We start from the raw sequence: 12,167 nt of genomic DNA on the forward strand, positions 1-12,167 counted from the left end.
AGCCCTGACGACGAAGCTCTCCTCAAGGCCTTGCAAACACCCGCCGCAAGGCACTAAGGCGTTTGACCCAAGTCAGGTGGAGGGAACTGTTGGGTCCATGACCCGACCCTCGACTGGCCGCTCGCTGGGCGGCCCACCGTCTGGTCTGCCGATCGCCGCATGGCCTACCGTCTGTGCGAGCACGACGTGCCCCATCCCGACATCGACGCGGTTGCCTACGCAAACAGGTACCGGACGAACTATGCGGGACGCGAGACCCGTGAGGGTGACGTCGAGTGGCACGAGTGTGATGGCTGCTGCCGCGAAGACGGCGAGGGGTGATCACGCAGCACTGCCTTGGTCCCCGTCCCAGGCGCACCGTGCATCGCCTGTCAAGCAGCGTACTGGTCCTCGAACCGGTGGATGGTCGTGAATGAGATCCCGGAGGCGGACAGTGGCAGTGCCGCTCACGCCGCGCCCCCAGATTCCCGAATGGTCTTGTAGAAGGCGTCACCGATCATCGTCGTCAGCGCCTCGCGGAAGTCGGGCTTGTCGAGGAACGCCGTTAGCAGCGCGTCGTTTGCGGTCTGCCGGTCGATGATGACGCCCTCGAGGATGTCGTCGAAGACGGTCATGAATTGGGTCTGGTCGTTGTTCAGGGCAATGGCCTGCGCGCGATCGTTCGTGGCAACCTCGGCTTCGATCTGCTCGAAGAATAACTCGTCAGCGTCACCGAGGTTCATCCCGAACCTCTCGTTGAGGACCTCGATGATCGACGACAACCGCTCGACCGGCGACTCCGCTTGCTTCCCGCGACCCTCGCCGGCGTGCCCGGTGGTCTCGGAGTCCTCTTCGGTGACGGTGGTGAGGGACGCGCTGGTGATCTCGCCTTCCTCCAACCGCAGGTGGGTCAGCACGGCTGCGTCGGTCAGGTCGGGCACGTCGTCGTCCTCGGCGCGCGGCAGCCGGGCCGCGAGGATCTTGCCGTACAGATAGAGCCGTTCCATGTCGGTCGACTTGAACGGCACGACGTGAGCGAGGAAGGCGTAGAGACGGACGTAGTCGCGCAGCGCGGTACGGAAGTTCTCCTGCTCTTCCTCGTCCAGGGCGAGCCAACGCCCGACTGCCGGGTCGGTCTGCGCGTACAACGCCTCGTTCGTGCCAGCGGTGTTGGCGAGGAACGCAGTGACCAGGTCGTCGATCTCCGCACTGTCGAGGACCCCGGACCCGAGCAGCCGGGTCTTCAGATTCGACAGGATGTTCGGGTCGGTCGGCTGGGACCAGGTCCGTTCGAAGTACGGCGCGAACGCCTCAGCCATGTCTTCGGCAGTGTTGACGAAGTCGAGAACGAACGTGTCGTCCTTGCCGGGGCGCGTGCGGTTGAGGCGCGACAGCGTCTGCACGGCCTTCACGCCGTCCAACTTCTTGTCGACGTACATCGTGTGCAGCAGCGGCTCGTCGAAGCCGGTCTGGTACTTCTCGGCTACGACGAGGACCTGGTAGTCGTCCGACTTGAACTTCTTCGGCAACTGGCCCTCGGGGAACCCGTTCATCGAGGCCTCGGTGACGCCCTTCTCGGGGTCGTTCGGGTCGACGGGGTTGTCGGGGTCCAGGACGGTGCCCGAGAACGCGACGAGGGCGTGCAGGTGCTGGTAGCCCTTGGTCTTGATGTAGGCGTCGATCGCTTCCTTCATGCGGACTGCGTGCAGCCGCGAACGGGTCACCACCATCGCCTTCGCGTTGCCGCCGATCTTCTTCGCGGTGTGGGACCGGAAGTGTTCGACGATGATCTCGGCCTTCTGCGAGAACGCCGAGGGGTGTAGCGACACGAATCGGGCCAGCGCCGAGGCGGCCTTGCCCTTCGGCACCTCCGGGTCGTCGCCGGACAAGCCGTTGGCGAGTCGGTAGTAGGTCGCGTAGGTGAGGTAGTTCTCCAAGGTGTCGAGGATGAACTTCTCCTCGATCGCCTGGCGCATCGAGTACAGGTGGAACGGTACGAGCCGCTCACCTGACGGGACCGACGAGTCCGGCACCCGTTCACCGAACATCTCCAACGTCTTCTGCTTCGGGGTGGCGGTGAACGCGAAGAACGACAGGTTGTCCTGCTTGCCGCGGGCCTCGACGTTGCGCAGCAGCGCGTCCTGCGGGTCCTCCTGGGCCGCTGCCGCAGCCGCCTCGGCGTCTTCGGCGGCCTCCAGGGCCTTGTCGCCCTTCAACCCGGCCAGCACCGCCTTCAAGTCCTTGGCGGCTTCACCGGACTGCGAGGAGTGCGCCTCGTCGACGATCACCGCGAACCGGGCCCCAGCCAACTTGGTCACGGCCTCGGAGATGACCGGGAACTTCTGCAGCGTCGTGATGATGATGCGGGCCTTCACCGACTCCAACGCGGCCCGCAACTGCGCGGAGTTCTCGTCGACCTTCGCGATCACACCGGGGGTGTGGTCGAAGGAGGTGACCGTGTTCTGCAACTGCCGGTCGAGCGCGACCCGGTCAGTCACGATGATGACCTTGCTGAACACGGGCTGGTTCCCGCTGAGCCCGGCCTTCACCGCACCGGGGCCGAGCCCGGAGGCATCGTCGGGCGTGTGGAGCGTCGAGAGCCGCTGCGCGAGCCAGGCGATCGTGTTCGACTTGCCGGAACCGGTGGAGTGCTGCGCCAGGTAGTTGTAGCCGGGCCCGTAACCCTTCGCGTGTCCGGTGAGTTCGCGAACGGCGTGCCACTGATGGAAGCGCGGGAAGATGAAGCGGCGCTGGTGTGGCTTGATCTTCGTGACGTGACGCTTCACGCCGTTCTTGTCGGTGGTGTCTTCGCTGACGAACGAGCCGAGGATGTCAAGCCAGGCGTCACGCTGCCAGACCTCCTCCCACAGGTAGGAGGTCTTGTAGCCGCCGGGGTTGATCGGGTTGCCCTTCCCGCCCATCTGGCCGGGGCCGCCGGAACCCTGGTTGAACGGGAGCCAGTCGGTCTTCTCCTTCGCCAGCCGGGTCGTCATCATGACGAGGTCCTGGTCGACGGCGAAGTGGACCAGCGACCGGGCCCGGAACAGCAAGTCGTTGGGGTTGCGGTCCGACTCGTACTGGGTCTGTGCCTGCTTCACCCCCTGGCCGGTGATCTGGTTCTTCAACTCCGCGGTCGCCACCGGGATCCCGTTGACCAGCAGCAGGACGTCGACCGAGTCGTGCGGCTTCGACTCCGAATGGTGGACCTGGCGGGTGATGGTGAGCCGGTTCTTGTCGTAGAGGTCCCACAGGTCTGGGGTGATCCGGTGCGCCGGCGCGAAGTAGGCCAGGTCGAAGTGCAGCCCCATGTCCTCGACGCCGTTGCGGATCACGTGGATGGTGCCGCGCGAGTCGATCTCGTCGGCGACCCGCTTGTTGAACATCTGCTGGGCCTTGTCCTGGCCGCCGCGCAGCCCGATCAACTGCTCCCACTTGTCCGGCTGGGTCGCATGGATGAACGCCAACAACTCGTACGTGTCGATCCCGAGGTCGACGCGGTAGAACGACGCGTCGCCCTGCTCCCACCCGTTCGCCAGCAGGTGCGCCTCGATGGTCGCCTCGAACGCCGACTCGGTGTGCTGCTTGGTCATCAGACTCCCCGTCCAGAAGCAGTGGTCACGTCAAACTCGCCGGTCACGGCGGCAGTAATGAGAGAGCGCTTGCGCTCCTCGAGGAGGCTGTTGCTTTCGCGACACAGCGACCTGACCTCGTTCGTCTCGCTCCGCAACCGTGATGCCTCGCGTCCCAGTTCCCGTTGAATATGGAGCGACGCAGGCGTCGGAACCTCAATCCTTCTGAGATCGCCGATGTTGATTCCTTTGACGGTTGCGCCCGTGATCATTTCCCTCATCCGCGACTGAACCGTCGGGGTTTCCAGAACGGCGTAGAGCCAGTCAGCGTCGCAGCCCAGCGGTGCGATGCGAGCCGAATCCTGGGTGAGATTGGCTCCGGTCAGTTCGTCCGGGACACGACCGATTTCGCCAACGCTGCCACGGATGGCGATGACCAGGTCGCCAGCCTTCACGCGACTCCGGGAGTATTGCGCGTCGATCTCATGGGTCGTGCGCTTCAAGAGGTCAAGTCGAAGCCTGTGAGATGCGACGTCGCCCCCCTTGATGATGGGGACCCCGCCTTCGGTGTCCGGGCCGGGGAGAACGATGCCGTACTGGATCGGACGGCTCGGATCGGTGAGTCGGGCCAGAGGCTCCGAGTCGGGGAAAGGAGTCACCAGCAGCGCCTCTAGAGCGGACTCCAACCGCGCGTTCAGAAGGTCCAGTTGCTCGCGCCGCAGCCGCACCGCTTCGTCGATGCGCGACACCTGGTCGTCGAGGAAGTCGGCGATCTTGCGCTGGACATCGAGGAGCGGGGTGGGGACGGAAACCCCGAGCATGGCTTCGTACTTCAGTCCGTAGCGGGTGACGCCGGTTGCGGACACGGAGAACTGTTCCTTGCAGAAGTCAGATCGGATCGCCCACGCCAGGAAGCGTGGCTCGACGCGTTCGACGCGAGGTCGGAGCATCGCCAGGTGGTACCCGCAGACGAGGTCGTCGGCCGTCTCGGCGACATAGGCGGGAACGGCGATGTCATCGGCCGTCTCCGAGTCCTTCGTGACGATCGTGTCGCCTACCGCGAGCCTGAAGCGTTCGATCTGTGACTTGGTGGCCGTCGCCGCCATGAAGTCACGGTCGTCGCGGATCTCGTTCGAGTAGTACACGTCCGTGTAGTTGCAGAGCCTGACCGCGGCTTCGCCCTCGACGCTCTTCTTGTCTACGTTGCTGACCCTGACCTCAGCGACGTGCCTGAGCGGCATCGTTTCGAGCATCAGCGCAGTCCCCCAAGCAACTCATGGATGCGTGCTTCGCGTTCGGCGATCTCAGCGTCCAACTCGGCGACAGGACGGGGCGGCGTGTAGACGTAGAACTGCCGGGTGAAGGGGATCTCGTAACCGACCTTGGTCTTGGAGTGGTCGATCCACGCCTCCGGTGCGTAGGGGTGCACCTCGCGCTTCAAGTAGCCGTCCGGGTCTTCACCCAGCGGCACGTTCTCGGCGTCGCGGAGGTCCGGGTCGGGCAGCGGCTGACCCTTGCGGTCCGTGGAAACCGGGGCGGCCGGGTCCGGCACTGCTGCGGCCTTCACGAGTTCCTTGGCCACCGGAAGCGGCACCGCCGGGGCGGTGGCCTGTACGGCCTTCAGGCAGGACTTCTCGTCGGCGTACTCCTGCCCGACCAGGCTGGCGAACACTTCCTGCGGCGAGCCGCCGAGAGCGGCCTTCGTCCAGGCCTTCGTCTCGCCGACGGCCGCGACGGCGTCGGGGCTGATGACCCAACGTCGACGCAGCGGCTGCTCGACGGTGACTCGTTGGAACCCGAACGCCTCGTTGGGGAGCACTTTCACTCGCGGGTCATCGAGGCTTGCGTCAGCAGCGTCCATGTAGAGGCGAGTGACCTCGTCGATCGCGCTGCTTGAGATGAACTTGCGCTTCTGGCCGAGGCTCTTGCGCATCTTCTCGAACTCGTTCCGAGCGTCCAGCAACAGCACCTTGCCGCGACGTTCCGGGCGCTTACGGTTCGTCAGAACCCAGAAGTACGTGGAGATGGACGTGTTGTAGAACAGTTGGTCCGGGAGTGCGACGACGGCTTCGAGCCAGTCGTTCTCGATGATCCACTTGCGGATGTTCGACTCACCCGACCCGGCTGCTCCGGAGAACAACGGGGACCCTGAGAACACGATGGCGAGCCGCGAGCCGCCCTCGATGACGTCGGGCGTCGATGGGTCGTCGGCGACCGGCTTCATCTTCGACAGCATGTGCTGGAGGAACAGCAGCGAGCCGTCCGAGGAGCGTGGCGTACCGGCCCCGAAGCGGCCGTCGAAGCCTTCGTTCTCGGCTTCGGCCAGGATCGGTTCGGCGTACTTCTTCCAGTCGACACCGAAAGGGGGGTTGGCGAGCATGTAGTCGAACCGCTCGTCGGGGTGTCCGTCGGCCGACAACGAGTTGCCGAGCACGATGTTCTCCGGCTTCTCGCCCTTGATGAGCATGTCGGAACGGCAGATGGCCCACGTCTCGGGGTTGAGTTCCTGGCCGTAAACCTCCAGGTGCGCGTCCGGGTTGAGAGCGGCCAGGTAGTCCTGGCCCGACGACAGCAACCCACCGGTACCACAGGCCGGGTCGAACAGGGTCCGCACGGGAGCAACCCCGGAGAGCGCCTTCTCGTCCTCGACGAAAAGGATGTTCACCATGAGATTCACGACCTCGCGCGGGGTGAAGTGCTCACCGGCGGTCTCGTTCGCCATCTCGGAGAACCGCCGCAGGAGTTCCTCGAAGATGTAGCCCATCGCGTGGTTCGGGACCGCGTCCGGGTGCAGGTCGATGTCGGCGAACTTGGCGAGCACCTGGTACAGCAGTCCGGCCTTGTCGAGGGTGTCGATCCGTTCGGCGAACTTGTACTTCTCCAACACGTCGGCCGCGCCGGAGGAGAATCCAGCCAGGTAGGAGGTCAGGTTCGCGCGGACGTTCTTGTCGTCGTTGAGCAGGTCCGTGAACGTCAGCGGAGAGACGTTGTAGAACGGCGCTCCCGAGACCCGTTCGAGGATCGGGTCGACGTTGGTGACCTTGCCTTCCAGTGACTTGGCGCGTGCGATGACGTCGGCCTTCGTCGGTTCCAGTACGCAGTCGAGGCGGCGCAGCACGACGAACGGAAGGATGAACTGGCCGTACTCGTGCGCCTTCACGTCGCCGCGGAGCAGGTCCGCGATCGACCAGATGAAGCCGACCTTGTCACCGAAACCGTCTACTGCCGTCATCCACATCCCCTACTCCGTCGCAACTTCGCTGCATCGTGCCAGCAGGCACCGACACACCACTCCTATGCCACGCGGGCCCTCCTTGCGGCGACTTTCCAGATTTCGCTCCGAGGGCCTGGGGTGTCGGATGGGAACATGCGTAGGTGAGAGACGACCGCTCTGTTGTGCTTCACCCCCGGCACCGCCTCATCCGCCTCATCCGCGTCCCGGTGCCGGAACGGACCGGCGATGACCGCGACCAGTGCAGGAGTGTCCATGCCTCAGGTCGTGGACGGCGTTGCGTCGAAGGCTCCTCAGACCACTTCGATCCGCACTTCGGCGGCCACTTCCTTCAACCCATCCTTCCTCCGCGTCCGCGTGGCCGGGAGTCGAACTTCCTTCAACAGCGGAGGTCCGCCTCGGCAGTCATGCCAGATCCACCCAATGGAGTCGAACACGAGCCCGCCGGTCCGTGTCGCCTTGCTGCCCTACTGAGACGAGCCACCCGCCTTGGGATACCGCCTTGGCGAGACAACCCCGACCGCTGTCGGGAACCTCCTTCGCAGTTCTGGGTCGGCGATCGGTGTGGGCCTGACCTCCAAGCCAAGCAAGATCGGTCCGAGGACGGCCTCCATGGCGGCGACGTCTCTCAGCGACAGGTTCAGTTGTCCTCCGAGGATCTTGCCGAGTCGCTTGTACTCGATCCCTGATTGATCCGACAGGGTCTTCTGAGTCTTGGCGGGTGCGTCTGGTTGCTTCATTCTCCGTCGAACACGCGCTGCGAAAGCGTGCTGCACTTCGGCTGCGCGCAGCCCAGTCATGTCTGCAACAGAGGTGGGCTGTCTCCACACCACCGCCTCGCCGGGGCGGCCGAAGGACGACGGGTTACGCGAAAATGACCGCGGTTCACCCCAAGTCTTCTTCGGCACTCATCGACCGTAAGAGGGGTCCCGAAAGCCCCGGGGAGACACACTCATAAACCCACCAAAATGGGATGTTTATTGCGAACTTCGCTTTGGTGGGTCTAACGTGACGGCCAACTGAATCCGTCGCCGCATAGGGCGATGCATGACCGCGAAACTCTCACGGACCGACTTCCCTCTCCCCACGGGAAGCCCGGCTCACCCCTCCGCTTACATCCAGCCTGTTGAAGCCGTAGAGCGGAGTTGGTCAGCCGTGGATCTTGGCGCTTCTGCCTTGGCAGGTATTCGATGAGCCGCGGGATGGCGCCGCGCGCTTCACGCGACACCGACCTGTACGCGCGCGCCGGACTTCCGCAAGCCAGGTATGCCACCTCGAAGGCATCCCCGACAGCAGACCGTTCCTCCTACGACGCGCGCATCGGCAGCATCGTCCACGGCGTCATCGCAACGGTGGCGCGTACGTGCCAGTTGCTGGGCTTCGTCGAACGTGGCGACGTCGTGCAGGAGGCGGTGGCCGCGCAGACGCTGGGGCGCGACCTTGGTCGCGGAGACAAGGCGCGGTTGCGTGTGACGGGGCTGGTGTGTCAGTACCTGGACCTGTACCTGCCTCCGGCGGATGCGACGTTCGTGGGTGCCGAACTACGCCTCGAGAACGGACGAGTCGACCTGGCGTGGAAGCACCCCAAGCACGGTGTCTTCTTCGACGAGTTGAAGACGTGGCGCCACGACAAGGACGCACTCGACGCCGACACCCTCGCCCAGATGGAGCGGTACCTCGATGCCGGGTCGACGAGGTACTCCGAACGGTTCTCGGGCGTCCGCCTCATCACTCTCGGCAACCGTCGCGCCGCGCTCTGGCTGCGTCCCGACGGGCAGATTGACGCGCTGGCAGGGAGCGCGCTGGACCTCTCCAGCCCTGTCCGAAACCCGAACCCAGAGGTGGCCTGATGAGCAAGGCAAGGAACCGTTTCACGGTGGCGGAGAAGCGCGACATCGTCTCGCAGTTGCGCCGTCTCGGCGCCGAAGGACGCCCCCCTCCCGAACACATTCGCGCAGTCGCTGCTCAGTACGGCGTCACGACGCGGGCCGTGAACCTGTGGCTGCGCGACGAGACCCTCACGGGTGAGACCTCTACGTCGGGCGAGACGCCCCCCAAGGGGTTCCGCGTCGACGTCGACATGCTGACCGTTGTCGGCAACGAACAGAACCGTCGGACCGCCTACGAGAAGTTGCGGGCGGCCGGAATCGTCAACGTCGCCTACTCGACCTTCTGTCGCGCCGTCAACGACGTCGACCCGTCCCTCGTCGGCGCTGCCTTGAAGGGACAGAAGGCACTCGTCGGCAACCGCATGTACCTCAAGACCGTCGCCCCGCACCGCGGCTGGGTCTACCACCTGGACCACACTCAGTTGGACCTCTTCATCGCCCCGAGCCACCGCCACACAAAACGGGTGGTGCGTCCCTGGGTCACCGTCATCGTCGACGGCGCCACCGGACTCCTGTGGGCTTTCCCCTGGTACCGGCCCGTGAACGGGTCGATGGTCGCCGCGGCACTCGCCAGTGTCTGCACGCGACAGGAGTATCGGGGGACCGTCGTGGGCGGAGTTCCGGAACAGGTTGTGCTCGACAACGCCGGTGAGCATTTCACCGAACAGATGGCAGCCGCGGTCACCCGCATCGGCACCATCATGACGCCGACGCACGCCCGGTCGTCGTGGCAGAACGGGAAGGCCGAGCGAGCCATCGGGCTCCTCATGAGGCGCTTCGCGGACCGCGCCCCCGGCGCCATCAACGCAGGCGAAGCACGCGACGGAGGCTCCCGCTACCTGGAGAACACCAGAGGAAACACCGACCCGGCGACCCTGTGGACAGCCCGGACGTTCGAACGGACGCTCCAGAACACGGTCGACGAAATCAACTCCGAGATTCCGATGAAGCGTCACGGTGGCCTCACCCGAATCGAAGCCTGGCGACGCGACCAGACAGAACTGCGTTTCATCACCGACCTTGCCGCGCGTCTCGTCGCATTGCCGACCGCGAAGGACACGTACAAGGCCACCAAGGGCGGCATCTCCTTCAACGGACACGACTACGTGCACGAAGACCTCCACGTGGGACGCCGCTACAAGGTGCGATTCCTGCCGACACAGACCGACTTCATCGAGGTCTTCTCCGAGGACGACAAGCACATCGCGCGCGCATGGCGCTCGGACGCCATCCCCGCCGAAGAGCGCAAGAAGTTCCTGGCAGCACGGGCACGAATCGAACGCGACGCGAAGGCCATCGAATCCGGCCTGCAAGCAGCCCGCGCCCATCAAGCCGCACTCGACAACGCCGACCCCCGAGACGACAGCGGAACCGGCGACGTCGACCTCCTGGGCGCCCTCGACGGCACCAACGACGAGAGGGCCCACGTCAAAGCCCTGCCCAAGAAGAAGCGAGTCCGAGCCGCGCGAGAGACCCGCATGGCCCCCGACCTCGCGTTCTTGCAGGAGCACCTCGGCTACCTCAACGAGAAGAAGGAGGACGAGGCATGAACAGCGTCGACCTCGGCCTGACCACCCCACTGGTGCACACGTCGGACTTCGACCGAGGCGTCCTGGTATCCAAGGCCGCCATCGCCAAGAACCGCATCGCGGCCATCGACGGCGTCCCCGGAGTCGGCAAGACGACCTGCGTGCGGCAAGTGGCGAACGAACTCGACCGCCAAGTCGCCCTCGTGACACTGCCCGCCCGCCCCAAGCCGAACGACCTCCTGCGCTACACCTACACCGCGCTCGAGGGTGGGTCGACCGCAGGTATGACGCACTTCGACCTGCAAGACAGCGTGGCCGCCATCCTCAGCGAGGGAGAGTGGGTCATCATCGTCGACGAGATGCAGCAGGCAGCCGCGGCAGCCATGGCCGAACTCGTCTGGCTCTACGAGCACACCTACCACGCCTTCGGTGTCGTGGTCGCGGGAAGCGGCGTCCTTGAAGCCGTCCAGCGACACCCGCAACTGGCAACCCGCATCATGGGCAGCGTCCACTTCCAACCCCTCAGCGGAGGCGACCTCATCCGGACGGTTCAGGCACTCGACGAGCGTTTCGCCGCAACGAGGGGCTCGACCCTCCTGGCACATGACGAAGCCCTCTGCCTTGGCCGACTGCGTCCCTGGGCGATGACGCTCGAATGGCTCGACACCTTGGGGGTACACGAGGGACCGGTCACGCCCGGAGTGCTCGCACAAATCGCCCACCTCATGGTCTCCTCCGAAGTGGGTGCGGCATGAACATCACACTCACTCTTCTCGACCCAACCAGGGGCGCCTTCGAGTTGGTGCCCGACACCGACCCCACCACGGGCAAGACCGTGTGCACAGCGCGCCCGAGCCGACACGAACGGGCGCTCACCCAGGCGGTCCTCGCTGGCTACGGCGTCGACCCGTCCCTGAGCGGAAGCGGGCGGTCCGAAGCGAAGGACTGGCGATACATCAAGGCGCGCATCGCCGCTTACGGCACCACCATGCTGGTCGTGCGCCACGCCGACCTCTTGACCCCCGCCATGCGCCAGAAGTTGCTCCTCCTGGCCCGCGAGCACGACGTTCACCTGGCCCTGACCTGTGACGACAGCACCGGCGCCGACTTGGGAGCATGGGTCCTCGACAACGGCGGCGAGTGTCACGAGGAATCGTCGTGGCTCACCAGCCTGTTCAGCGGAGCCGCAGCCGGCCCACCAGTCGAACATGAAGAGTTCCCGCGGCACCTGCCAGACGGCGACTTCTACGTCTTCCGGGCGCGCTGCCGAGAACTCCTCGACCCGCACTACTTCGCGGTCGTGGACGACCTCTACCGGTCCGTCGCCGTCGACGTCGACGCCAACCCGTTCGAAACCAAGCACGATGCAGCCGACTGGATACGAGCCCGTCACGACTCGCATCCCTACCCCGCCCAGGTGAAGACCATCGTGCGGGCCGCCCAAGCGGCCATGTTCCGACACGGATTCCTCTTGAAGTGCGACCTCGACACCGTCCTCACCGCGGCGAGCGACGCCACGCATCGCCGTCTCAACGACAGCGAACTCAAGCGCCTGCGTGCGTATCGGATGACCGCGCGCCCCGCGGTCTGGGCGCTACGCGACAGCGGACTCAGCGTGACAGAAATGAGCGGCCTGACCCTGGACTCGGACCTGAGCGGGTTGAACCTCCCGGAGACGGCCGCCACGCTCGTCCAGGCCCACCTCGCCTATCGGCGATTGGAGGGGGCCAGCCCGACCGAGGCTGTGTTCACCGAAGCCGAGAGAGGCATGTCCAACGCGATTCGCGAGGCCGCCGTCGAACTTGGTCTGCCGGTGCCGCCAGCCAGCGAACGGCGCGGCGCCACCATCGCCTCCAACTGGCATGCCTCAGCCGGCATCGACCTCATCCCTCTCCAACCCAGGAACCTGCCCGGAGGTGCTGCATGACCACCACCGTTCCAGTGAAGGGCTCCGTGTTCCGCCAGAGGC

At 65.2% G+C, this 12,167-nt stretch carries 7 protein-coding genes; 4 read left to right on the forward strand and 3 right to left on the reverse strand.

Annotation, left to right across the window (positions count from 1 at the left end; all coding sequences use genetic code 11):
- Positions 1-446 precede the first annotated feature (446 nt).
- The 3 genes from IEQ44_RS11520 to IEQ44_RS11530 are packed head-to-tail and all read right to left on the reverse strand — an operon-like array spanning position 447 to position 6,780.
- Entirely contained in the window at positions 447-3,569 is a 3,123-nt protein-coding gene (locus IEQ44_RS11520) for a type I restriction endonuclease subunit R (RefSeq protein WP_193638618.1), read from the reverse strand.
- Positions 3,569-4,801 (reverse strand): restriction endonuclease subunit S, encoded by a 1,233-nt coding sequence (locus IEQ44_RS11525; protein WP_193638619.1) that lies wholly within the window; start codon positions 4,799-4,801, stop codon positions 3,569-3,571. Before IEQ44_RS11525 ends, IEQ44_RS11520 begins: the two co-directional genes overlap by 1 nt.
- The gene (locus tag IEQ44_RS11530) at positions 4,801-6,780 is read right to left on the reverse strand and encodes a type I restriction-modification system subunit M (protein WP_193638620.1); all 1,980 of its coding nucleotides are present in this window, start codon (positions 6,778-6,780) and stop codon (positions 4,801-4,803) included. The genes IEQ44_RS11525 and IEQ44_RS11530 overlap by 1 nt, the downstream gene beginning before the upstream one ends.
- A gap of 1,190 nt (positions 6,781-7,970) precedes the next feature.
- On the opposite strand from IEQ44_RS11530, the gene IEQ44_RS11535 reads away from it, so the two are divergent.
- The 4 genes from IEQ44_RS11535 to IEQ44_RS11550 are packed head-to-tail and all read left to right on the forward strand — an operon-like array spanning position 7,971 to position 12,125.
- Positions 7,971-8,630, forward strand: coding sequence for a hypothetical protein (locus IEQ44_RS11535; RefSeq protein WP_193638621.1), 660 nt, complete (start codon positions 7,971-7,973; stop codon positions 8,628-8,630).
- Entirely contained in the window at positions 8,630-10,219 is a 1,590-nt protein-coding gene (locus tag IEQ44_RS11540; RefSeq protein ID WP_193638622.1) for a TnsB C-terminal domain-containing protein, read from the forward strand. The genes IEQ44_RS11535 and IEQ44_RS11540 overlap by 1 nt, the downstream gene beginning before the upstream one ends.
- Complete coding sequence (locus IEQ44_RS11545; RefSeq protein ID WP_193638623.1) at positions 10,216-10,953, forward strand: AAA family ATPase; 738 nt, start codon at positions 10,216-10,218, stop codon at positions 10,951-10,953. Before IEQ44_RS11540 ends, IEQ44_RS11545 begins: the two co-directional genes overlap by 4 nt.
- A complete protein-coding gene (locus tag IEQ44_RS11550) occupies positions 10,950-12,125 on the forward strand; it encodes a hypothetical protein (RefSeq protein ID WP_193638624.1) in 1,176 nt (391 codons plus the stop codon). The genes IEQ44_RS11545 and IEQ44_RS11550 overlap by 4 nt, the downstream gene beginning before the upstream one ends.
- The last annotated feature ends 42 nt before the right edge of the window (positions 12,126-12,167 follow it).

This window comes from Nocardioides malaquae, assembly GCF_015070385.1.
Taxonomy (GTDB): domain Bacteria; phylum Actinomycetota; class Actinomycetes; order Propionibacteriales; family Nocardioidaceae; genus Nocardioides; species Nocardioides malaquae.

Coding starts and splice junctions, on each gene's coding strand:
- IEQ44_RS11550 (WP_193638624.1), top strand. CDS start 10,950: ATGAACATCACACTCACTCTTCTCGACCCAACCAGGGGCGCCTTCGAG.
- IEQ44_RS11520 (WP_193638618.1), bottom strand. CDS start 3,569: ATGACCAAGCAGCACACCGAGTCGGCGTTCGAGGCGACCATCGAGGCG.
- IEQ44_RS11540 (WP_193638622.1), top strand. CDS start 8,630: ATGAGCAAGGCAAGGAACCGTTTCACGGTGGCGGAGAAGCGCGACATC.
- IEQ44_RS11530 (WP_193638620.1), bottom strand. CDS start 6,780: ATGACGGCAGTAGACGGTTTCGGTGACAAGGTCGGCTTCATCTGGTCG.
- IEQ44_RS11525 (WP_193638619.1), bottom strand. CDS start 4,801: ATGCTCGAAACGATGCCGCTCAGGCACGTCGCTGAGGTCAGGGTCAGC.
- IEQ44_RS11545 (WP_193638623.1), top strand. CDS start 10,216: ATGAACAGCGTCGACCTCGGCCTGACCACCCCACTGGTGCACACGTCG.
- IEQ44_RS11535 (WP_193638621.1), top strand. CDS start 7,971: ATGAGCCGCGGGATGGCGCCGCGCGCTTCACGCGACACCGACCTGTAC.